Below are 22,438 nucleotides of genomic sequence, written 5' to 3' on the forward strand. Positions count from 1 at the left end.
TCCGTTTTATAATAAAACGTTTGATTCTTTTTGATGAGACTTCACCTCCCACAAAGAATATATGTTCTTTTTATTATAGCACAGACGTTCTTGATCGGGAAGTCGGATCATTTGAATTGGCATAAACTAACCCTGATCCGAAGTCGATTCACCCCCACCCTACTCACATGGTTCCTTGAGGATGGGGTACTCTCGACTGGGGTTGATAGAAGAGCCATTTTTATGTTTCAGTGAAGGGCGGGGCTACCGTGCAAGGCTGGAAAACTGGTATAAAGATCAAAAAACAGCACTGCAAAAAGTGATGGAATTTGGCACATTGGAAACCATCCTAGGGAGCGTTACCATGGGACTCGGCATTACATTTGTGCCAAGGACGGCCGTATCCCATTCGGGAGTTAATCCGATGCCATAATTTACCTAAAAAATACAATAAGATTAAAACAGTATTTATCAGAAGGAAGGACACTTATTTAACCTCGACACTGGAAAAGTTTATTGACACCTTCGAAGCGGGTAACGAAGGGCCAGCTTATCCGCTATCTGTTTGATACAGGCTTTTGAGAATCTGGCAGGAACTACAAAACGCAAGCAGAAGGATACCTGCTACACTAACCTGAATAATATTTTCCGGTTTTCTTCTGCAGCATCTTCAAATACTTGCAAAACAGCCTTCCCATAATTCCCAAGCTGCGCCATCATTTGTTCATGGTGAATGAATTCAATTTCCAAGGGCTCAGCGTGCGTACTAAGGGCGTCCCAAAGTGCATCCAGATTGTTCCCATAGTATGCTTGCAGGTTCAATTGTTCTTTTAAATAGGAATGGACGGTGCCCTTTCCCTGTATTTTTGTCCCATCTAATATAACTTGTCTCATCTTAATCATCTCCATATAATAAAGTAAAGGTATCATAATGGTCGGCAGTATAATAGATTAACCCATCATTTGAATAAACGATGCGCTCCGGGCGTCTGTAGCCGCCTTCATAATTAATATCTGCCTCATAATATTGCCTGCCTTCTTCGTCCGGAAGATTTCCTTCCCGATTGCCGAATCGATCACCGCCAATACTCTTTTGATCCGTTACTTCCCAAAGATTTCCCTCACTCGGCTCCCATCCTAAGTCATAGGCCGCTTCCTTTGTTATATAATTAGCTGGAAGCTCAGCAAAATTGTGGATGTAAATGGCGACTTCTTCCTTTGCCGTATAATAGCCATCTTCATCTATTTCCCCATCTTGTATGCTTTCTTCTTTATTCTCGTTCTCTTGTTCGACTACGGGACCTTCAGCAGTGCACCCGGTAAACAAGATGGCAGCCAACAAAAAAGCAAGGACATAAAATAACCGCTTCATAACAACACCCTTTTGATGTTTTAAAGCCCTTGGCAACCGAATTCGGTATTACCAAGGGCTTTTCGTCTTATATTAAAGTAAAACTAAATGTAATCGTTCAATGTGGGGTTACCACTCTTTCCTGTCACTTTATCCTAACTGCTGATGAAGAAATTCTGTTACGGATTCCGGTGTTTTCGTATAGGCACTATGCTGGTGAGCCTTCTTTTCCCCATTTTGGAAAATCAATATACTCGGAATACCCATCACTTCATATTTTTCCGCAATACCTTTTACTTCATCACTATTTACTTCATACCATTTATGATTATTGAATTCTTCCAGTATATCTCCAATAAACATGTCCATACGCTTGCAGTCCGGACACCAATCGGCAAAAAACTTTATAATGACAGGTTCCGGGCTGTCGATAATTTCATAAAATTGTTCCTCCGTTTTTATTGCTTCCATACTTGTGCACACTCCTTTCTAAATCTATTGTAATCGTCGGAAGGGTATTTGTCTTTTACTTTGCTTTACGCTTTATGCTCCACTCTTCCAAGGATATAAGCAGCAAATAGACCGGCAGCAAATGTCACGATACTTGCAATCATAAGGGGGGGAGTTTCTGCCCATCCTGGAAATACAACAACCGTGGCTCCGATAACGAATCCGATAATGAGAGCAAACGCTGCAGTACGGTATTTTTGTAAGAAGAAATGAACGATTTTACTCATCAAAATAATTCCGATCGCAATGCCAAGCCCTGTAACAAAAATAATATCAAACTGCAAATTATTAACTGCGTCGATAATCGTATAATATACACCAATTACCAGAAAAATAAATGCTCCACTGATCCCGGGCAGAATCATGGCAGCACTCCCAAGCATACCTGAAAAAAATAATAATGCATACGTGGAAAAATTCATTTCCGTAATAACTTCACTTCCCGCAGGATTAAAAAGACCCATAAAGCCAACAACTACGGCACCAGCTATTAACAAAAGATAATGCCTTAACTGAAACGTTTTTCTAACGTCCACCTGGTTAAATAAGAAAGGCAACACCCCTACAATTAAACCAAGGAAAAAAAACTGAGTGGGAACTGGGTAGTTTTCAGATAACCATTTAATGAGGCGGGATAATAGAAGAATCACACTTACCATCCCTACCCCCAAAGGTATCAAAAAACTTAAGTGCTTTTTCCATTCTCTGCTGAAAAGTCCATTTATTGCTGCGATCAATCTCTCATATATTCCCAAGACAACAGCAATCGTTCCGCTGCTAATGCCTGGCATCAGTTCAACTGCTCCCATAACAAAACCACGGTATATATTTTTCCATTCCATGTTTGTAAATCTCCTTATGTATCAAACTGGGGTCTCGTCCCATGCAATATAAATCACAGAGTTATCATACCAAATTATACGATAAAATAATATAAAAAATGCCCAAAATGTTTGTCCAGCACAATTTGGGAAATCTTTATATAATCAAGTTAAATACAGTCACGGCAAGGCCATAATTCGACAAAATTCGGGAAGTGACAAATCTTTACGGTGGGGCGAGCATTTAGCGCAGTCCCAGGCACCGTCGCCCCTACAAACCCATATTCTTGGCGATAATCGTTTTCATTATCTCGTTCGATCCTGCATAAATAGCCGCTACTGGTACATCCCGGTATCTTCTTGCTATCTCATATTCCTCCATATACCCATAGCCGCCATGGAGCTGCATACACTCCGTGGCAATGTTTTTTGAAGTATCCGTCAGCCAATATTTTGCCATGGACACCCTCGAGACAACATCCTTCCCGGCGATATGATCCTCGATCACTGACTCTAAAAAAGCATGACCAAGTTCCACTTGTGTAGCCAGCTCAGCCAGTTTAAATTGTGTATTTTGGAAAGCACTATTGGTTTTCCGAATGCTTCCCGAGACTTCACATATTCCACCGTCATATTTACCATTTCTTCGGAAGCTACCTGGCCGCCTATCGCTACAACCAGTCTTTCCTGCTGGAGTTTTTCCATTAAATAACGGAAGCCTCTCCCTTCGATGCCGATCAGGTTTTCCTTAGGCACACGGCAATCCTCAAAATATAATTCTGCGGTATCCTGTGCGTGCAACCCAGCTTTATCTAGCTTACGCCCTTTCGTAAAACCGGGCATTCCCTCTTCTATTACTAACAGACTGATCCCTTTGTGCTTTGGTTCTGCATTTGGATCCGTTTTCACTACAGCCAATACCAAATCAGCATGAATCCCGTTTGTGATAAAGGTTTTTTGACCATTTACAATGTAATGATCGCCGTCCTCCATAGCAGTTGTTTGGATATTTGCCAGATCAGATCCGGTTCCGGGCTCTGTCATGGCAACCGCTGTAACGTGATTACCGGTAACACAGCCGGGAAGCCAGCGTTTTTTCTGTTCTTCATCTCCATAAGACGCTATATAGGGCACAACAATATCAGAATGCAGGCCTATTCCTATTAAACTTGTTCCAATCCGTTCTAATTCTTCCAGAATAATAACCGAGTAACTGAAATCGAGATTCAGCCCGCCGTATTCTTCTTCAACCTGGGGGCAAAGAAATCCCATTTCTCCCAGATTACCCCATAATTTTTTCGGGATCATCCGGTCCTTTTCCCATTGACTATAAAAAGGTGCTACCTCCTTCTGTAAAAACTTCCGGAGTGATTTACGGAATAGTTCATGTTCTTCAGTTTCAAACCGGTATTTTCTACTCATCTCCAACCCCCATTATTTTGGCTGCATGCGAATCGAACCATCCAGGCGGATTACTTCACCGTTTAACATCGGATTTGTCACAATGCTTTCTACCAATCTTGCATATTCACCCGCCAATCCCAATCGGTTCGGGAAAGGAACTGATTTCCCCAATGCCTCTTTTGCAGACTCCGGCAGCTTTTCAAACATCGGTGTTTCAAACAACCCAGGGGCAATCACCATGACTCTAATCCCCTTACTTGCAAACTCCCTGGCGATAGGCAGCGTCATACTAGCTACCCCACCTTTGGATGCGCTATAAGCTGCCTGCCCGATCTGTCCTTCAAATGCGGCGACAGAGGCCGTATTAATAATAACCCCGCGTTCTTTCTCTTCATTTTCTTCGTTATCTGCCATGTAAGAAGACACAACCCGGATGACATTAAACGTGCCAATTAAATTTACCTGAACAACTTTCTCAAATTGACTTAATTCCATCGTGCCTTTACGGGATAGCACTTTACCAGGCGTGGCAATGCCTGCACAGTTAACGAGCATATTGATGGAACCTAAAAACGCCTTGGCTTTATTTGTATTCGCTTCCACTTCTTCGGCATTTGTTACGTTGGTTGCCAAAAAATAAACACTTTCATTCCCAAGCTCTGTGATTACTTGATTTGCTTTCTCCTCATTTAAATCGAAAATAACTGCTTTTCCACCGGATGAAACAATGTTCCGAACAGTAGCTTCCCCCAGTCCGGATGCCCCTCCTGTAACAATCGCTTTTGTATCCTTAAAAAGCATATTTACCTCTCCTCTGATAACCTTTCGATCACAGTTGCGTTAGCCATTCCCATTCCTTCACAAATTGCCAGCAGGCCGTATCTGCCACCGCTTCTTTCCAATTCATTCACCAGAGAAACCATCAGTTTTGTCCCAGTTGCTCCCAAGGGATGACCAAGCGCGATAGCTCCTCCATTCACATTTAATTTTTCCGGATCTGCATCTAATTCTTTTGACCAGGCCAGCGGAACGGGTGCAAAAGCTTCATTCACTTCATAACGATCCATATCATCCATGGTTAAACCTGCTTTCTCTAAAACTTTTTTGGCTGCAGCAATCGGCCCTGTCAGCATGAGTGTGGGGTCTGATCCAACCACACTTCTTGCAACAATTCTTGCTTTTGGCACTAACCCCAACTGATTCGCTTTTTCTCGGGACATAAGTAACACCGCACTTGCCCCGTCACTCATTTGACTGGCATTTCCAGCTGTAATTTTACCGTCATCCTTAAACACCGTTTTCAATTCGCTTAAAGCCTCTATTGTAGTATCTTGTCGTGGGCCTTCATCCACTTTTACCACTGTAGAAGTCCCATCCTCATTTGGCACGGAAACAGGGGTTATCTCTTTTTCATAATTTCCCCGATCAATTGCCTTTAAAGCCCTTTCATGACTCTTTAAAGCATATTCATCCAGTTGTGCTCTGGAAAACTCCCATTTATCAGCGATTTTTTCAGCTGAAATTCCCTGATTCACAATCTCATATTTTTCGGTCAATTTTTTACTAGGTTTCGTATCCGCCATTTGCGAAAACATCGGAACACGTGTCATACTTTCCACCCCGCCGGCAACGACAATATCCATATCGCCTGATGCAATAGCCTGGGCAGCAAAGTGTACTGCTTGCTGGCTTGACCCGCATTGACGGTCAATCGTTACACCTGGAACATGTTTTGGGAAGTCAGCAATCAAGAGAGAAGTACGTGCGATATTTCCTCCCTGTTCACTGCTTTGAGTAACACAGCCCAATATGACATCTTCCACAAGTTCTTTATCCAAGTTCGCCCGCTTCATTAAATCATTCAATACTTCTGCTGCCAGCTCATCCGGACGGTAATTGGCAAAAGCACCTTTTCTGCGTCCGACAGCTGTCCTGCACCCTTCCACAATAACTACATCTCGCATAGTCCCACTCCTGTTTTTTTAATTTTATGTTAGTTTAGTGCAATTATATCTGGATCTTTCCTTAAATGAAAGTGGCAGTATATATTTTAGCGTTAGACCCCTAAGCTCTTAACCTTAAGTAATCTCATTTTTTTAATAATGCGTCATGTTTTAATACATCATTTAAGGGAAAACATATAATAGATTACTAGATCAAAGGAGGATCATGATGGCTAGAACACAATACCAGCCAACAAAGAATAAACAGCTTACAGATGCCCAGGAAGTACGTTATGCAAAAGAGTTTAAACTTGCAGACATCGCTTCAGGATATCGAAGAGAATGGGTAAAAGAAGCAAAAAATGAAAATCCTAAACTGATCAACTAAATATATAGGAATAGCATGCGCGCAAGAAAATCCCCGCTTGATTTTTGCTTAACACCTTACTATTGTGAGGTGTTTTTTGGCATGTAAGAAAGTATAAAACTTTCTTACATGCATAAGTGCACAAGAAATGCTGCGGGAGTGACACATCGCAGACGAAGGCTTCCGCCATTAAGATTTGCACTTCACTGCATAAGGGCTTCTAAGAAAGAAAAGTACGCTTTCAAGCATCCTTTCAACGGTAAGCCCAGGTTTCTAATGATAAAGGTGAAACATTTTCTGCTGCTCATTCGTCATTCTATGTAGAAACTATTTTGATTTCTCCCTGCCTTAAAATAATATTAATAAAGAATCTTTCCCAAGCATCCTTTCGTTAAAAGTGATAAAATAGTACTAAACTGTATTTCCTTGCAGCGACGTGCACATGTTATATAAAATAGCGCAAATTTTGATAAACGTTTTTACGCTTTTATGCATAAATTATTAGAAAACTTGGCTTATCGTCTTTCAAGGTGAAAGCCTTAACGCCGTTTTTCCTCTACGATGTATTGCTTGATAAAACTTCATCTTGTTTTGGGGTGACTTACGTGAAACGATATCTTACTGCTTTATTCCTCAGTATGAGTGCAATTGTGTTGGTTGTTGGCTTGCGGATAGACTTCCAATGGAATGGAATCATTTCCTGGGGCTTGTCTTTTATTTTCCTGTTATTCGCAGCCTATTACACCAAATATATTCCAAATGAAAAAAAAGAAAAAAATGTAAAAGAAAAGAGACTATAATACAGTCTCTTTATTCTGGGTGAAATGGACATTTCCCTTCTATTGGCTCAGCATCATCTCCGATAAAATATTGCTTCCATTCCCGGTGATCCACATCACCGTAATGACTTATATTCGGATGCTTTGGCAGCTTATCCCATTTCTCTACTCTTTTTCTTACCTTTTCCCGGGACATGGCACCGCCCTTCGAAGTACCCTCCAACTTTTCAAAAATACGCCGTGGCTGAAATCCGATCACTAAGCTATTTCCCAAGTCTCTTGTTTTTCTCTGTTTATATGCTGGTGCGTTGCCAAAGGCGAAGTAAGGCTCTCCAGCAAAGGAAAAATTCCATAAATAATGATTCGGGTCTTTCGGATACCCTTCCGGCCACGGATGCCTGTCATGATGATGTAAATACTGCAGGATCTCCCAAAAATAATCCCTGTAATATTCCAGTGACCGCTCCTCATTTTCTGGTTCTACAAATAGAAAAAATCCATGCCTGACTAACTTTTCCTGATGATAAAAAAGCGAATTAAATTCCTCTAACGCCCGCAGTAGACCAGACCAGTCATCATGCGTGATATAACCGTATCTCAACTCCCCGCGCTGTTGACCCGACATGCCAAAATAGCACGGGAAAGTCGGGTTGGTTACTATCGCTTCAAAATTTCTATATTCATCATTTACCCACTTGGGCAAGGATTCGGGGTGATTTTCAAAAGTGTCTTTTGTCAATAAATAGCTAGCTGTCCGTTCCACAAAGATCCTCCTTTATGACTTTACCTTCATCCAACTATACCCGGCAGCAAACAAACTAAAACAGACTTATTAAATAGGTGTTTTCCCATTTAAAAAAGGGTATAAAAAAAGAAATGTTCATTATGAAAGGAGGAGGCACAGGAAGTCACCTGTGTTGAGAAAAATGAAAAGTGCAGCTATAGGAATCAATAAAAACTATTCTTGTAAAAATGAATACGCTCCGATAAAAAAAGTGATTACTGCAGCACCACTGTACATGCAGATTGAAGAAGCTATCAATGAAACACAAAAATATTACATGAAAGAAAACATTGATCGGTCTGAAGCACTCAGGCAGCACAGCAATTTCATCCATGTTTTACGGCATGAAGGGATAGAAGTCATCGAACTGCCGGTAAAGAAAAATCTGCCGGAACAAATTTTTACACGGGATATTGGTTTTGTTATTAAGAACAAGCTTTTTATTTCCACAATGGCAAAGAACATCCGTCAAACTGAGGTTGATATTTTCAAGGACTGGCTAGAGGAGCGCGGCATGGACTTCAAGCTTTGTTTCTCCGGTATTGAAGGTGGAGATGTAGTTGTTGACGAAGATACACTTTGGATTGGCTGCAGCCAAAGAACCTCTTTTCAGGCAATTTGCAGTTTGGAAAAGGAATTCCCTGAACATACAATAAAAACAGTCCAATTGGAAAAAAATATGCTGCATCTGGATTGCGCTTTTAATATCATCGGCAGGGATACGGCAATTATTTATCCTCCAGCAATTGATGAAGCATCTTATCATTTGATGCAGTGCCAATATCACTTAATAGAGGTAACCAATGAAGAACAGTTTAATATGGGGCCGAATGTCTTAAGTATTGGAAATAAAACGGTGATCAGCTTACCTGAAAATAAAAGGCTGAATCACAAACTGCATGAAGCAGGTTTTGAAGTGATAGAGGTTGAATTTTCAGAAATCATTAAATCCGGTGGTTCTTTCAGGTGCTGTACATTACCTTTATTGCGAGGATAAATAGGTGCCTGAATCCATTTGGAGACAGGCACCTTTTATTACTTAAATTTAAAATTATACTTATCTCTAAGTGAGGCAGGTGCGATTTTCACCATTTGCTGAAGGATTAAAAAGGCTATCACAACATCATCAACTAAACCGATCACAACCAGGAAATCCGGGATCAGATCAAATGGAAAAACAAAGTAACCTAACATAATCGCCACGAAAAATAGCTTCGTTGCCGTTTTTATTTCGGAAGTTAAAAAGAAATCCTTTATAAAAGGTACCGACTTATGAATTTTAAACAGAAATCGAATTCTTCTTAAAAAGCGCATCATTTCACTACCGCCTCTTATTACTGTGTTTGGTTTGTGGACAGGGGTTCAAAAATCAGCCGGTCATCCGCTTCATCTGGGTTACCCCTTCCATCTGTATTATTTGTGATAAAGTATATTCCATCCTCTGCAGGAAGCACATCCCTGATTCTTCCCACATCTGAGACGATCACTTCCACTGTTTCTTCCACAGGATCAAATTGGCGCACACTTTCCCCGCGCAATGAGGCAAAATAAAATTGACCATCTGTAAAAGCCATGCCTGAAGGTGCCCAAGTGTCATTTCCAGAATGAAGAATTGGCGTTTCCATCCCATCCTCTTCTTCATTTCCTTCGATTACCGGCCAGCCGTAATTATTGCCAGCTTTTATGTGATTCATTTCATCAAGTGCTTCTGCACCATGCTCTGTAGCATACAGTTCTCCATCAGGTGTCCATGCCAGACCTTGCGGGTTACGGTGTCCATAGGAATAAACATAAGAATCATCAAACGGGTTATCGTCTGAAATGGAACCATCTTGTTCCATACGCAGGATTTTTCCGGCCAGACTACCCAGATCCTGTGCCAGTTCCGGATCAGCCGCATCACCAGTCGTAATATACAATCTATCGTCCGGTCCTAATTGAATCCTCCCTCCCTGATGAACCTGACCACCCGGGATTTCATCAAGTAGAATCTCGGTCTCTATCCAAGCATCTTCTGTTTCTTCCACTGTAACTACCCGCTGAAAATATTCACCTGCTTCCTCATAGGAATAATAGGCAAATGCGGTACGCTTTTCATTGAAATCCTCCGGTAATTCAATACCTAAAAGTCCCGCTTCTGGATGATTTGACAGGCTTTGATCAAGTTCTACCGGTTTACGCTCCTCTTCCTCGTCCTGAATTGTAACTATGCTGCCGGTCCGCTCGCTGATATAAAAAGTATCCTCATGCAATTGAATCTCCCAAGGTTCTTCCAGGTTTTCTGCTATGACCGTCCGTTCATTCCTTGTTTCAGAACTACCTTCTGCACCTTCTTCCTCTTCCGTACCTTTTATCTCCTCATTCTCTGAAATTTCCTCTTCAGCAGGTTCTTCTGCATCATTTGCTGCACAGGCAGTAATGAATAAAATGAATATCAAGAGTGAAATAAATGAAATATATCGAATAACATAAACCTCCTATGAACTTCGATGTTTTTAATTTTCTTATTCCCGACACTTCAGACGACATAAACTTTGAGTTTACCTAAAAATAAAGGTTGACTTTAAAGAAGCTGTTTTCGTAAGCTTTATTGCTTTTATTGTTCGTAGTTGATAGTAACTGCAAAGTAACTTTAAATGATGTTGGAGCATCAATATCGCTCCGGAAATACAGGGCGGCTGGTGAGCCTCCTTGCCCCGACAAGGGGTATGCCGACGTTGCCCGCAAAGGGCGGTTTTAGTCGGCCTTCATTTGTCGCACTGTGGGGTCTCACCGATGCCTTTTTTCCCGCAGGAGTCTCCGTGTTTTTCCTCCGCTAGTATGGTTTCTTTTTCTACTACTATTGCAATCGGTCAAAACAGTTTCATTGCTGTCACTAGTCCGGGTGAGCGTAGGGGGGCGACTCCTGCGGGAACAAATCTTTTCGGTGGGGCGAGTAATCGCAGTCCCAGCACGAGTCCGAAGACCCCGCAGAGTGGTCGAGTGGATGGAAGGCTAAAGTCGCGACGTCCTGTCGCAACACCTTCATGACTAACATCCTGTTAGCCCGAGGCTGAGGCCGTGCCCGCGGAAAGCGCCCCCCGAAGCGACCCCGGACGGTAAGCGTTGCTCAAATCGTTAAGAAAACAGCCTTAAATTTTAAGAAAACACGCATGAATATTATTTTAAGGATTCTTAATTATGGACTAAAATATATTTTTCTTGAGGAGAAAAGGTAAACTCACAGACATAAACCTATTAACTGCAGTGAAATCGCCCATGGTATTTCATTGGCTGCAAAATCAAAAATAAAAAGCACATTGTGTGCACTATGGTATGACACTGAATACAAAAAGTAAAATGAGGTAAAAAAACACCCGCTTTCCGAACAGTATTCGTCAAGCGAGTTTAAATCCTATCCTAATTTTGCTTTCTTTGCAGCTTTTTCACGTTCGCTTTTATTCAGCAGTTTTTTCCGCAATCGAATCGATTCCGGCGTTACCTCACAATACTCATCATCATTCAAAAATTCCAGTGCTTCTTCTAATGACATATCACGTGTTTTTCTGATTGTAGAGGTTTGATCCTTGTTTGCTGAACGGATATTGGTTAAATGTTTTTCTTTTGTAATATTAACCGTTAAATCGTTATCCCGATTATGCTCACCTACGATCATCCCAGCATATATTTCTGTACCCGGGTCAACAAAAATTACGCCGCGATCCTCTAATTGCATGATGCCATAAGTGGAAGTTTTTCCATTTTCCAAAGCTACTAAAACTCCCTGCTTTCTGCCGCCAATATGACCTTTCACAACTGGCTCATATGCATCAAACGTGTGATTGATAATACCATAGCCATGTGTTTGTGACATGAACTCTGTGGTATAACCGATTAACCCTCGGGAGGGAACCTTGAATTCCAGACGAACCTGTCCATTTCCCTGGTTTACCATATCCAGCATTTCCCCTTTGCGGGAACCAAGTGATTCCATCACAGGGCCTGTATAGTCTTCTGGAACGTCTATCTGCACATGTTCCATCGGCTCACATTTTTCGCCATCGATTTCTTTTATAATTACTTGCGGCTTAGATAATTGCAGCTCATAGCCCTCTCTTCGCATATTTTCAATCAAAATGGAAAGATGCAGCTCCCCGCGTCCGGAAACAGTCCAGACATCCGGAGAATCTGTTGGATCTACCCGCAAGCTGACATCGGTTTCCAGTTGTTTCATTAAACGTTCTTCAATTTTGCGAGATGTAATATACTTCCCTTCACGGCCGGCAAATGGGCTGTTATTCACGAGAAAAGTCATTTGCAGAGTCGGCTCATCAATACGCAGCCACGGCAAAGCATCCGCATGTTCCGGATCACTGATGGTTTCGCCTATATTAAGGTCATCGATACCGGAAATTGCAACAATATCACCGGCTTTTGCTTCTTTAATTTCCATCCGCTTCAAGCCACTGAAACCGAATAATTTCGTAATACGGAAAGGTTTTTTTGTTCCATCCTTCTTCATTACAGCAGCCTGCTGGCCAACAGCCATTGTACCGCGCACCACGCGGCCAATTCCAATTCTCCCAACATAATCATTATAATCAAGAAGGGTTACCTGAAATTGTAATGGGTCCTCCTGGCTATCCACAGGAGCAGGAATATGCTCCAAAATCGTCTGGAAAATCGGATCCATTGTTTCTTTCTGCATTTCCGCTTCAAATCCGGAAGTTCCATTTATAGCAGAAGCATAAACAACCGGAAATTCCAGCTGCTCATCATCTGCACCAAGCTCGATAAATAAATCAAGCACTTCATCAACTACTTCATTGGGACGGGCATTTGGCCGGTCTATTTTGTTTAAGACCACCATTGGTGTCAGCTTCTGCTCCAGTGCTTTCTTTAAAACAAAGCGGGTCTGCGGCATCGTCCCCTCAAAGGCATCCACTACTAAAGCCACGCCATCCACCATTTTCATAATCCGTTCCACTTCTCCGCCAAAATCCGCGTGTCCTGGGGTGTCCAATATATTTATCGCTGTATCGTTATATTTTATCGCTGTATTTTTCGCCAAAATCGTAATTCCACGTTCCCTTTCAATGTCACCGGAATCCATGGCACGGTCTTCCACCTGCTCATGTTCACGAAAGGTTCCAGAATATTTCAGCAACTGATCGACCAGGGTTGTTTTCCCATGATCCACGTGTGCAATAATCGCGATGTTACGAATACCTTCTCTTAATTGCATAAAAAGTACGCTCCTCTATTATTACCGAATGAATAAAACCATTATATTATAACATAAAGTTCCCTTGATATGGTGTTAGTAATCAAAAAGATTGGATTCACCAATCATACAGATGAAATTTTATTCAAATTTAATTTCAAACTTTGCCCCGCCAAGCGCTTCCGACTCACCTACTGTAATTTTACCATTCGATTGCTCAATAATCGCTCGGGCAATAGCAAGCCCCAGCCCTGTATCACCTTTTTTCCCTTTTACAAATCGGTGGAAAAGATGTGGGATTAAGTTTTCCGATACACCAGCTCCGTCATCCTCTATTATTATCCTGGTCGTTTCTTTTTCCTGGTATACGGACAGTTTTATTTTCGACCTCGCATGGCGAATTGCATTAAAGGTTAAATTTAACAGCGCACGCAGCATTTTTTCTTCATCCGCGGTAATTCGGATATTGTCCCCCACATTATACTTGAGTTCGATTTCATTTTCATTCGTTAGCGGCAGGGCTCGGTCAACTACTTTTTCTACCAAATAGGAAACTTCTATCTCTTCTGGCTGGTACACACTAGGTTCGCTGTCCAGCTTGGCCAGCAGGATCATTTCATTGATGATTGTTTTCAGCCTTTTCACCTCGGTTACCATCACATCAAGCCCTTTTTCCTCCTCTTCTTTATCAAAAACGCCTTCTTTAATTCCTTCCGCGTAACCCTGGATGGTCATTAAAGGCGTCTTCAATTCATGACTGGCATTCTGGAAGAATGACTGCTGTGAATTCATGTAACGCTGCAATTCTTTTGCCATCTCATAAACACTCTGCTCCACCTCTTTGATTTCCCCTGTTGCCTGCACCCGCTCGAGGTCTTCAAATTGCCTGTTTTCTATCTTCTTGACTTGTTTTTGCAAACGGCTTAGCGGTGTCACTAATTTATTTGTTAGAAAATAACTGAGCAACACAGCAGCTATAGCCCCGATGATAAAAACGATAAGCAGTCTAAAGATGAAGTTCTGCTGTACCACATGTAAATCATTCATCGGCGTCAATAAAATGAGTTCCAGCCCTGTTGCTTCCGGATAGACCAGAATCCTTGAGTTCACAAATTTTGCGTTTCCGTAATCCCACACAGGCTCTGAGCTGTCTGCAAAATTATTATTTTGAAAGAAACCATTCACCACTTCAGGTGGCATCGTTGAAAAGAATACAGCATCCTCATTCCGGTCATATAAAAACAGCTGCAGGTCCTGATCCTCCAAAAAACTGCCGAACTGCTGAATATCCGTTCTCGGTCCAAATCGGTCATCGAGTACTTCGACTAAAATTTCCCCGCTCTGCCTCAATTGTCTTTGTTCATCCTGAATTAAAAGATCCATTAAAAGCGAATAAATAAAATATCCGGTTACAGCCATTACAACAAGCAGCAATGCGGTGAATGCAGCATTCAGCTGAGATTGGAGCTTCATTTGCGATCCTCTTCTATTCTTAGACGGTATCCGTATCCCCAAACCGTCTCGAGATTTAATTGACCAATTTTTTTCCGGATCCGTTTAACGAGATCATCAACAGCACGGTCACTCCCAAAATAATTATCGCCCCATATCTTTATTAATAACTCTTCACGGGAAAAGGCCCTGTTGACATTTTCTGCTAGCAATAATAGCAAATCAAACTCTTTGGTCGTTACTTCCTTCTCCTCACTTTTGAAAAAAATCCGTCGCTCTTTTTTATCTATTTCAAGATGTCCAGCTTTCACCCTTTCCCCTGCTATTTCCGGCTCCTGTGTTTTCAGACTGGAACGTTTAAATAGGCGTTTCATCCGAGCTACTAATTCTCGTGGACTAAACGGTTTTGTTAAATAATCATCTCCGCCCAATTCCAATCCGAGAATTTTATCTATTTCATCATCCTTTGCCGAAATAATAATAATAGGGACTTCGCTTTCATTTCGAATTTTTTTGCAAAATTCATAGCCATCCATTCCCGGGAGCATAATGTCAAGGATCCACATATCAATTTTTTCAGACTCCCAAACACGCCATGCATTTTCAGCAGACCCTGAAATCGTTACGGCAAATCCTTCTTTTTTTAAATAAGCGGAAACAATATTTTGGATATTAGCATCGTCTTCCACCACTCCGATATGGTAATTCATTTAAGATCACCTTTTCCCATCATGTACTATCTCTATTTTTGCACATACAGCAGTATACAAACAACATTTTATTCTTTTATGTTTCTCTTAAAAATTTTTTTACACATTTTCACCACATTTATCCCAAATGTAATCCATAATTGCTATATATAATAAGAATTGTACAGATAATAAGAACAGAGTTGCTTCAAGTCCCCCCCTACCCCCTTGCTTGAAGTAAGCTCTCTGTACCCCCTTTTTTACTAATTACGTTAAAGAGGTGATTTAATGGCAGATGATCAAAATAAAAATCAACCATTTGAATCTAAAAATGAGCAGGAAGAACATAAAGAAACAAAAGAAACTAACTATATGAAGAGTGTAGAAGAAATGATCCATGATTCATCCGATTCAAATTTAAATGAAGAAGACATACAACATAACAGATCAAAGAAGGAACCTCCCTCGAAAAATAAAACATGGCTATACGTCCTGGTAAGCGGAATCACCGGCGGAGTGGTCTCAGCAGCAATCATTATAATATTTATAATGAATGGTGCAATCCCGACACAGGAGACATCACAGAGCCTTACAGCAGCAGAAGAAGATAACCAGCCGGAAGTTGTTCAAACAATTGGTGGTGAAGACAAGGAAATTTCATCCAGTATAGAAGATGCTTCAAGAGCAATAGTTGGTGTTGCGAATCTGCAGCAGCGTAGTATTTGGGAACAAAGTGAAGAAGCTGGTGCTGGCTCCGGAATCATTTATAAAAAAGAAGGAGATACAGCATACGTTGTAACAAACCAGCATGTTGTTGACGGGGCTGAGGAAGTGGAAATCGTAATGCCGGATGAAGAGCGGATTCCTGCCAAAGTGCTTGGAACCGACCCGCTTACCGATTTAGCCGTTCTGGAAATGGACGGGAAAAACATTGACACTGTGGCAAGCCTAGGGGCTTCTGATGATTTAAGAATAGGGGAAACGGTCGTTGCTATCGGTAATCCGCTGGGAATGAATTTTAACAATACACTAACAAGAGGGATTGTCAGCGGATTAGACCGTTCCGTACCAGTGGATACTAATGGGGATGGCAATCCGGATTGGATTACAGAAGTCATCCAGACAGATGCTGCCATCAATCCGGGAAACAGTGGCGGCGCATTAGTGAATGCAGAAGGGGAAGTGATTGGCATTAATTCCATGAAAGTTGCCCGGCAGGAAGTGGAAGGCATTGGTTTTGCCATTCCGATAGATGCAGCAATACCTGTCATGGAACAACTTGAATCGAGCGATGAGATTGAACGGCCAATTATCGGGATCACTACTGCTTCATTAAATCAGGTTCCACCACAATATCATCATGAAATTGCATTACCGGAAGAAGTAGAAGGCGGTATGGTTGTTGCAGATGTGTTGAGCGGTTCAGCTGCAGATAATGCAGGACTTCAGCAATTTGATGTCATCACAAAAATCAACGGCCAGGAAGTTACATCCATTTTGGAATTACGTCAATTCCTATACTCAGATACTTCCATTGGAGAAACAGTGGAAATTGAATTTTACCGTGAGGGTAATCTCGAAACAGCGGAGTTAACATTACAAGCAGAAGACGAATCCACGGAAATGTAAATTTATATAACCTCCTAATAATTTATATAGATGGGACCCCTTGTCCCCGAAACCCTTTTGCAGCAAGAAATCGATGGTTCTTAATCCATCGATTTCTTTGCATATAAGCACATTTTCCGTGCCAGCAATGCTTCTCCCTCTTGAATTTATCCCTTTTTCCCAAAGTAAAAAAGGCCAAGCAAGAGCCAGCCAGTCATGATCACAGCAGCTGCAATTAACACAAGAACCGGTCCAAAAGCAATAATCAATGGTACTGAGGCCGCAGTCATCAAACCGCCGCCAACAATAAGATCCAGCATCAGCTGTTTATAACTGAAACCATCTTTTGCCGGGCTTTTGTCTTCCGGGTCAGCCAGTTTAATGAGAAGCAGACCTGCCGCACTCATCCCCATTGCCTGGCCAAGATCACCAATTGCCCTTTCAAGCCAATAATCCGGCATCATCCTCGGAGCCAGAACAAAAAAAGCAAACAGGTTCCAGCTAACCGCTGCAACAGACATGAGAATAAATGGCACAAGATAATCTGCTATGACAGCAATGGACAAAGTGGCAATCGCTGAAACGATGAGAATATCGAGTGCAAGCCCCTGTATTCTGTTGATAATGCCGCGGTCAAGCATCTGATGTTTTACAGCCTTACCCATAAAAACCTGAACAATGACAGCTCCAACCATAGCGAGCGGGAACAATGGGAGATGCGCAAACAATTCAATATCGTCAATCCAGAATGCTTCTTCAATAAGGATCAGCCCTTCAAGGATTAAAAATCCAATTAATATGGCTAAGCCAATGTAGGCAAGATGTACAGTAAAGGTTTCGATAAACTCGGATTTTGTAGTCTGATGACCCGCAGGCTCTTCCTGCTGGTCTTCTTTTGCAATTAACCCTTTTTTCTGTTCTTCTGATATGTCTTCAGGCTTTTGAAGCACTTCTGTTTTTCCTTTCCTGGCTCCCCAGTTAATGAGCGCCATGCCTATAAATACAACAGACAGCACCCCCACAGTGGCTAGTCCAACAGCGAGATCCCTGCCTTCTTCAAAACCTAGGCTTTCAAAAGTGCCTGACAGCCCAGCAGCTGTACCATGACCGCCTACAAAACTTATTTCAAGCAAGGCTCCCGTTGCCGGATTCATGTTAAAAAAGGGTGTCAGCACAAACAGCGTCAGGGTGATGCCTACGACGTATAGCCCCCAGGAAATGAAGTGGGCAAAGGTGATTTGCGGCCCTGAGATTTTCCATATTTCCTTTATGCCTGGTATCGTTTGTCCCAGAAATAGTGAAGCAAAAATGACACTAATGAGTAGTTCAGGAAGCACGGACCAGACTTCAGTCATTGCTGCAGGAAATAATCCCCCGTTGTCGAATACATTTATTCCAAAAGCTCCCAGAACCTCGGGACCAAGTAACAGGGCAATTATACCGCCAAGCATGGAACTTGGGATGAAAAAATTCTGCAGGAAAGGAGTAAAGATTCTGATCCATTTTCCAACTAACAGCAAGATACCAATGATAATAATACTAAAACCGACTAGTTCAGGTGACATCTCCATGCAATACCTCCCAGAATATGTAACATAGTACTATTACACTTCCAGGAGTAGTTAAAACTTTTTCTGATTATATTTTGTAATGTGTATAATAGAAATAAACGATTGTCTGGTAAGCGACTCTTGGGGAAGGATCTTTCGTATGTATCAGAGAGTGCATCTCTGGTAGGCAACTGTAGCTTTTAGCAATCTTTCGTACCAGAGAGCGTTTCTCTAATAAATTGGTGAGGTTTTTCATCAGGTTTCCCAGTTATCGTCATCTTCTTCATACTTTTCATGATAAGGTCCTACACCGCTGAATTTACCGTCTATATCTGAAGATAAAAATTCCTCTATATTTTCTGCAGCACCGGTATCTTCCTCATGGTTAGGATACATTTCATCATAGTTATCATGATCACCGTAAAAATCCGAGGGAGTCTCCGAAGTCCCATAACGACTGACCTCCTGCCAGCTATCTTCAGCATCGTATGCCGTCTGTTCTTCCTCTTTCACCTCGTTTGGATTTATATTTGGACTGAACACATCTTCTTCGACCGTGCGATTTTCATCAAACGTAGTTTCTTTTGCATGCTCCATACAACGATCTGCTTCAGGTACTGCTTGCAGCCGTTCAAAAGGGATATCGGCTCCACATATTTTGCAGATTCCATACGTCCCTTCCTCTATTGCATGTAATGCTTTATTTATTTCTTCAAGTTCTGTTTCAGCATGTTCATTTAAAGCAATGTCTTTTTCTCTTTCATATAATTCGGTGCCCATGTCACCGGGATGATTATCATAATTAGATAGCTCGCTCACAGATTCTTTTGCCAGTTCGAGCGATGTACCGAAATGATCCTGCACATGATTGATCAACTCTGTCTGTCTCTCCAGTAGTGCAGCTTTACATTGAGTTATTTCCGCGCTGGTGATCACTTTAGATCATCCTCCATTTACTTTAATTATGTATCTATACTATGCACGGAAAAATAAAAAGACATTCTTTACGGAACGTGTTAATATGTGGAAGCCTATAATAGCTTGATTCACCAAATTTGCGAAAATTAAACTTTATCCACCAAAGGAAAAAAGGAATTCGGAGTAATTTGTCGAAATAATACTATAAGGAACAAAAGTTGAAATGCACGCTCAACGTGGCAATTCTTATACTGCACTAAACTTCATAATTTTGCTAAGCACAGAAAAAGGAGATGATTGGATGCTGACAAAAGAATCAACAATAGGTTTTATCGGTACGGGTGTAATGGGAAAAAGCATGGCAGTCAATTTGCAGGAAGCAGGATTCCCTATTGCCGTTTACACACGTACAAAAGAAAAAGCCGAAGAACTAATAAAGCAAGGTGCTGCGTGGAAAAATACAGTTGCAGAACTTTCCCAGTCTGCCGATGTTATCATAACGATGGTTGGCTACCCTAATGATGTGGAATATGTTTATTTTGGCGAAAATGGCATTCTGGAGAATGCAAAACCCGGTACTTATATTGTGGACATGACTACATCAAAACCAGTTTTAGCTGAGAAAATTTATAACGAAGCTAAAACAAGAGGGCTCTACGCCATGGATGCACCTGTTTCCGGCGGGGATATCGGAGCTAAAAATGGCAAGCTCGCAATCATGATCGGCGGTGAGAAGGAGCATTTTGATGTGCTTTCTCCTGTTTTCAACATTATGGGAGAAAATATTATGCTACAAGGAGAAGCAGGTGCTGGCCAGCATACAAAATTGGCTAATCAGATTACCATTGCTTCCAACATGATTGGCGTAAGTGAAGCGATTGTGTATGCCAAAAAAGCCGGGCTGGACCCGGTACGTGTACTTGACAGCATTACAACAGGTGCTGCCGGAAGCTGGTCATTATCCAACCTGGCTCCCCGAATGATCCAAGGAGACTACGCTCCGGGATTTTATGTAAAACATTTTATTAAAGATATGACAATTGCCTTGGAATCTGCACAGGAAATGGGATTATCCACGCCAGGACTGGCGTTATCATTGGAGCTTTATAAAGAGCTTGCTGAAAAAGGGGAAAATGACAGCGGAACCCAGGCACTGATTAAGCTTTTTGAGAAGGAATAGTTCACTATATTTAAAAAATTAATGTTTCCCCATATAAAATAAGGAAATCAAGTTCATTTTGCAGGGCAATAAACAGGAGCAGGAACATTCATCCTGCTCCTATTTAACTCCTGATATCATTAGTCGTTCAGATAAAAGATTCTTGTTTCTCTTGTCACTTTCCCAGCTCTATTGGCAGCTTCAAAAGTTACTGCATGAAAACGCTCCTCCAACTCCTCTGTCAACTGCAATGATATGGCAGACGTTTCTCTAATATAATCAGGCTCGTATTCTATCCCATCTACGATCACTTTTAAGCTGTCTTCATCTAAAGCCGGCCCTCTTTCAGTTGCAATTTCGGCTGTCAAAAGCGGCGTGCTTGTTTCAATGATTTCACCCATTTCAAAAGCTGGCATGACTTCCGGGCTCACGCCACGTTTTGATGGGTCATTTTCCGCAAGTCTTTCAGCTTCCTGCATGACACGCAGCATGTTTTTGCCGAGTATCTTTTCAATTTCGGAGTTGGAATAACCCCTTTTTACTAATTCTTCCGTAATCTTAGGCAACTGCGAGGCATCCTGTAGATCGGCAGGCATGGATGCGCCATCAAAGTCTGACCCCAGTCCTACATGATTAATACCGATTAGATTAACAGCATAATCAATATGGTCAACAACATCCTCCACATAACCTTGTGGGTTGTCTGTTAAAAATACCGGGTAAAACACGATGTTGATCACACCGTTATTTTCCTTTAATGCCAATAACTGTTCATCTGTAAGATTACGCTGGTGATCCTTTAAAGCATTTACACCAGAATGAGAGGCAATGACAGGTGCTTCAGCAACATCCATCACATCCCAAAAGGTGTTTCTCGACATATGCGATACATCAATTACTATCCCCAATTTATTCATTTCAAGAGCGACTTCAGCACCTAAATCTGTCAAACCACCTTCTGACGGTGTTCTGTCAGGATCCCCATATACCCGATCAGCACCTTCACCGAGCGCGTTTGAATAGTTCCAGTTAAAGCCAATCGCTTTAATCCCGAGATCATTATATTGATGAAGCAAACCAATCGCATTATCTTCTTCCATGGAATAGGCACCTTCTATTGTTGGAACAGCTGCGATTTTATTATCTCTAACTGCTTGTCTGATTTCTTTTGTAGTAGAAGTAATTGTCAGGTCGTCCGAATTTTGTTCTTCTGTCCAATACAACGCATTGATTAAGGCCAATGTCCTGCTTATACTGCGTGGATTATTATCATAATAGCCCGAAGTATAAGCTGCAAAAAAAGGAGCATTTAAACCACCGGATTGAAGCTTTGGTATGTCTACATGCAGCGACGTATCTTCACCAATATCGACTGCAGGCAGCCATGTATCATCATCAATAATATGCATCATGGTGTCAATATGACCGTCGACTACTGTGGCATTTGAATGAATTAAATCTGCATCCTGTCCGGGTGTAGGCTTAGCAAGAGCCGAAATGGAGCTAAAGCATAAGAAGAAAACGACAAATAGTAAAAATAGAAACCTTTTTTGCATAAAATTTCCTCCTCTTAATCGTGTTAAACGCTATTCTACTATCCATGCCGGAAAAAACAATAAGACAAATGTATTGTTTTTTATTCTTGATAACAAAGGGTATAAAGGAGGTTTTTTATCAAACTAACATCTTTTAACTTGGGCCAAAAATATATAAATTTCACCCTAAAACTTGAAATCATGATATTTCAACACTTTATCAAAAGCCTTTTATATGTAAGCAATTTATATCATATTTATATGGTTAGCACCCAAAAACTAAGGTTTTTATTTTAATTTACAATCCCAATCCATAAAAAAAGTATTTTCTTTGGTTCAGAAGTCTATTTTTTATTTTGAAAAAGAAATCCCACCACTTTATACGG

General features: G+C 41.4%; 21 protein-coding genes and 1 pseudogene. 6 read left to right on the plus strand and 16 right to left on the minus strand.

Annotated elements, in window-relative coordinates; all coding sequences use genetic code 11:
* The first annotated feature begins 181 nt into the window (after positions 1–181).
* The gene (locus ACDX78_RS22295) at positions 182–412 is read left to right on the plus strand and encodes a LysR substrate-binding domain-containing protein (protein WP_486030922.1); all 231 of its coding nucleotides are present in this window, start codon (positions 182–184) and stop codon (positions 410–412) included.
* Between the two features lie 191 nt (positions 413–603).
* On the opposite strand, the gene ACDX78_RS22300 is transcribed toward ACDX78_RS22295, so the two are convergent.
* From ACDX78_RS22300 to ACDX78_RS22330, 7 genes and pseudogenes are all read right to left on the minus strand, one after another.
* Entirely contained in the window at positions 604–873 is a 270-nt protein-coding gene (locus tag ACDX78_RS22300) for a barstar family protein (protein ID WP_486030924.1), read from the minus strand.
* A 1-nt stretch (position 874) separates the two neighbouring features.
* Positions 875–1,351 (minus strand): ribonuclease domain-containing protein, encoded by a 477-nt coding sequence (locus ACDX78_RS22305; protein ID WP_486030926.1) that lies wholly within the window; start codon positions 1,349–1,351, stop codon positions 875–877.
* A gap of 129 nt (positions 1,352–1,480) precedes the next feature.
* The gene (locus tag ACDX78_RS22310; RefSeq protein WP_486030928.1) at positions 1,481–1,801 is read right to left on the minus strand and encodes a thioredoxin family protein; all 321 of its coding nucleotides are present in this window, start codon (positions 1,799–1,801) and stop codon (positions 1,481–1,483) included.
* 65 nt (positions 1,802–1,866) lie between these two features.
* Positions 1,867–2,682: a DUF368 domain-containing protein gene (locus ACDX78_RS22315; RefSeq protein WP_486030930.1), complete on the minus strand. Its 816-nt coding sequence runs from the start codon at positions 2,680–2,682 to the stop codon at positions 1,867–1,869.
* A gap of 250 nt (positions 2,683–2,932) precedes the next feature.
* Positions 2,933–4,083, minus strand: a pseudogene (locus ACDX78_RS22320) (acyl-CoA dehydrogenase family protein).
* A gap of 12 nt (positions 4,084–4,095) precedes the next feature.
* Positions 4,096–4,866, minus strand: coding sequence for an SDR family NAD(P)-dependent oxidoreductase (locus ACDX78_RS22325; protein ID WP_486030932.1), 771 nt, complete (start codon positions 4,864–4,866; stop codon positions 4,096–4,098).
* Positions 4,867–4,868: 2 nt separating this feature from the next.
* Positions 4,869–6,029 carry a thiolase family protein gene (locus ACDX78_RS22330; RefSeq protein ID WP_486030934.1) on the minus strand — a complete coding sequence of 387 codons (1,161 nt, stop codon included), beginning with the start codon at positions 6,027–6,029 and terminating at the stop codon, positions 4,869–4,871.
* Between the two features lie 208 nt (positions 6,030–6,237).
* On the opposite strand from ACDX78_RS22330, the gene ACDX78_RS22335 reads away from it, so the two are divergent.
* Both ACDX78_RS22335 and ACDX78_RS22340 read left to right on the plus strand, forming a co-directional pair.
* The gene (locus tag ACDX78_RS22335) at positions 6,238–6,396 is read left to right on the plus strand and encodes a YfhE family protein (protein ID WP_486030936.1); all 159 of its coding nucleotides are present in this window, start codon (positions 6,238–6,240) and stop codon (positions 6,394–6,396) included.
* Positions 6,397–6,980: 584 nt separating this feature from the next.
* Positions 6,981–7,175, plus strand: coding sequence for a hypothetical protein (locus ACDX78_RS22340; protein ID WP_486030938.1), 195 nt, complete (start codon positions 6,981–6,983; stop codon positions 7,173–7,175).
* Between the two features lie 10 nt (positions 7,176–7,185).
* Here the strand turns inward: ACDX78_RS22340 and ACDX78_RS22345 are convergent, their stop codons facing one another.
* On the minus strand, positions 7,186–7,917 hold the full coding sequence (locus ACDX78_RS22345; protein ID WP_486030940.1) for a YqcI/YcgG family protein: 732 nt from the start codon (positions 7,915–7,917) through the stop codon (positions 7,186–7,188).
* Between the two features lie 163 nt (positions 7,918–8,080).
* Here ACDX78_RS22345 and ACDX78_RS22350 point away from each other — a divergent pair, with 163 nt between their 5' ends.
* A complete protein-coding gene (locus ACDX78_RS22350) occupies positions 8,081–8,935 on the plus strand; it encodes a dimethylarginine dimethylaminohydrolase family protein (protein ID WP_486030960.1) in 855 nt (284 codons plus the stop codon).
* Positions 8,936–8,973: 38 nt separating this feature from the next.
* Here ACDX78_RS22350 and ACDX78_RS22355 read toward each other — a convergent pair whose 3' ends face one another.
* The 5 genes from ACDX78_RS22355 to ACDX78_RS22375 form a co-directional block, all read right to left on the minus strand.
* Positions 8,974–9,255: a YkvA family protein gene (locus ACDX78_RS22355; protein WP_486030941.1), complete on the minus strand. Its 282-nt coding sequence runs from the start codon at positions 9,253–9,255 to the stop codon at positions 8,974–8,976.
* 17 nt (positions 9,256–9,272) lie between these two features.
* The gene (locus tag ACDX78_RS22360) at positions 9,273–10,376 is read right to left on the minus strand and encodes a PQQ-dependent sugar dehydrogenase (RefSeq protein ID WP_486030943.1); all 1,104 of its coding nucleotides are present in this window, start codon (positions 10,374–10,376) and stop codon (positions 9,273–9,275) included.
* A gap of 956 nt (positions 10,377–11,332) precedes the next feature.
* Complete coding sequence (gene typA, locus ACDX78_RS22365) at positions 11,333–13,162, minus strand: translational GTPase TypA (protein ID WP_486030945.1); 1,830 nt, start codon at positions 13,160–13,162, stop codon at positions 11,333–11,335.
* A 120-nt stretch (positions 13,163–13,282) separates the two neighbouring features.
* On the minus strand, positions 13,283–14,614 hold the full coding sequence (locus ACDX78_RS22370) for a sensor histidine kinase (RefSeq protein WP_486030947.1): 1,332 nt from the start codon (positions 14,612–14,614) through the stop codon (positions 13,283–13,285).
* Complete coding sequence (locus ACDX78_RS22375) at positions 14,611–15,303, minus strand: response regulator transcription factor (protein WP_486030949.1); 693 nt, start codon at positions 15,301–15,303, stop codon at positions 14,611–14,613. Before ACDX78_RS22375 ends, ACDX78_RS22370 begins: the two co-directional genes overlap by 4 nt.
* A gap of 267 nt (positions 15,304–15,570) precedes the next feature.
* Here ACDX78_RS22375 and ACDX78_RS22380 point away from each other — a divergent pair, with 267 nt between their 5' ends.
* Entirely contained in the window at positions 15,571–16,911 is a 1,341-nt protein-coding gene (locus ACDX78_RS22380; protein WP_486030951.1) for a S1C family serine protease, read from the plus strand.
* Between the two features lie 146 nt (positions 16,912–17,057).
* Here ACDX78_RS22380 and ACDX78_RS22385 read toward each other — a convergent pair whose 3' ends face one another.
* Both ACDX78_RS22385 and ACDX78_RS22390 read right to left on the minus strand, forming a co-directional pair.
* On the minus strand, positions 17,058–18,461 hold the full coding sequence (locus ACDX78_RS22385; protein WP_486030953.1) for a sodium/glutamate symporter: 1,404 nt from the start codon (positions 18,459–18,461) through the stop codon (positions 17,058–17,060).
* Between the two features lie 234 nt (positions 18,462–18,695).
* Complete coding sequence (locus tag ACDX78_RS22390) at positions 18,696–19,376, minus strand: TraR/DksA C4-type zinc finger protein (protein ID WP_486030954.1); 681 nt, start codon at positions 19,374–19,376, stop codon at positions 18,696–18,698.
* A 283-nt stretch (positions 19,377–19,659) separates the two neighbouring features.
* Between ACDX78_RS22390 and ACDX78_RS22395 the strand changes: the two genes are divergently transcribed.
* Positions 19,660–20,538: an NAD(P)-dependent oxidoreductase gene (locus ACDX78_RS22395; RefSeq protein ID WP_486030956.1), complete on the plus strand. Its 879-nt coding sequence runs from the start codon at positions 19,660–19,662 to the stop codon at positions 20,536–20,538.
* Between the two features lie 119 nt (positions 20,539–20,657).
* Here ACDX78_RS22395 and ACDX78_RS22400 read toward each other — a convergent pair whose 3' ends face one another.
* Entirely contained in the window at positions 20,658–22,073 is a 1,416-nt protein-coding gene (locus ACDX78_RS22400) for a dipeptidase (RefSeq protein ID WP_486030958.1), read from the minus strand.
* Positions 22,074–22,438: the final 365 nt, after the last annotated feature.

Origin of the sequence: Virgibacillus oceani (assembly GCF_041521345.1) — a bacterium.
Classification (GTDB): domain Bacteria; phylum Bacillota; class Bacilli; order Bacillales; family Amphibacillaceae; genus Virgibacillus_N; species Virgibacillus_N oceani_A.

Bases quoted from the DNA above. Each gene is read 5' to 3' on its own strand.
- ACDX78_RS22295 (WP_486030922.1), top strand. From the start codon at position 182: ATGGGGTACTCTCGACTGGGGTTGATAGAAGAGCCATTTTTATGTTTC.
- ACDX78_RS22300 (WP_486030924.1), bottom strand. From the start codon at position 873: ATGAGACAAGTTATATTAGATGGGACAAAAATACAGGGAAAGGGCACC.
- ACDX78_RS22305 (WP_486030926.1), bottom strand. From the start codon at position 1,351: ATGAAGCGGTTATTTTATGTCCTTGCTTTTTTGTTGGCTGCCATCTTG.
- ACDX78_RS22310 (WP_486030928.1), bottom strand. From the start codon at position 1,801: ATGGAAGCAATAAAAACGGAGGAACAATTTTATGAAATTATCGACAGC.
- ACDX78_RS22315 (WP_486030930.1), bottom strand. From the start codon at position 2,682: ATGGAATGGAAAAATATATACCGTGGTTTTGTTATGGGAGCAGTTGAA.
- ACDX78_RS22325 (WP_486030932.1), bottom strand. From the start codon at position 4,866: ATGCTTTTTAAGGATACAAAAGCGATTGTTACAGGAGGGGCATCCGGA.
- ACDX78_RS22330 (WP_486030934.1), bottom strand. From the start codon at position 6,029: ATGCGAGATGTAGTTATTGTGGAAGGGTGCAGGACAGCTGTCGGACGC.
- ACDX78_RS22335 (WP_486030936.1), top strand. From the start codon at position 6,238: ATGGCTAGAACACAATACCAGCCAACAAAGAATAAACAGCTTACAGAT.
- ACDX78_RS22350 (WP_486030960.1), top strand. From the start codon at position 8,081: ATGAAAAGTGCAGCTATAGGAATCAATAAAAACTATTCTTGTAAAAAT.
- ACDX78_RS22355 (WP_486030941.1), bottom strand. From the start codon at position 9,255: ATGATGCGCTTTTTAAGAAGAATTCGATTTCTGTTTAAAATTCATAAG.
- typA (WP_486030945.1), bottom strand. From the start codon at position 13,162: ATGCAATTAAGAGAAGGTATTCGTAACATCGCGATTATTGCACACGTG.
- ACDX78_RS22370 (WP_486030947.1), bottom strand. From the start codon at position 14,614: ATGAAGCTCCAATCTCAGCTGAATGCTGCATTCACCGCATTGCTGCTT.
- ACDX78_RS22375 (WP_486030949.1), bottom strand. From the start codon at position 15,303: ATGAATTACCATATCGGAGTGGTGGAAGACGATGCTAATATCCAAAAT.
- ACDX78_RS22380 (WP_486030951.1), top strand. From the start codon at position 15,571: ATGGCAGATGATCAAAATAAAAATCAACCATTTGAATCTAAAAATGAG.
- ACDX78_RS22385 (WP_486030953.1), bottom strand. From the start codon at position 18,461: ATGGAGATGTCACCTGAACTAGTCGGTTTTAGTATTATTATCATTGGT.
- ACDX78_RS22395 (WP_486030956.1), top strand. From the start codon at position 19,660: ATGCTGACAAAAGAATCAACAATAGGTTTTATCGGTACGGGTGTAATG.
- ACDX78_RS22400 (WP_486030958.1), bottom strand. From the start codon at position 22,073: ATGCAAAAAAGGTTTCTATTTTTACTATTTGTCGTTTTCTTCTTATGC.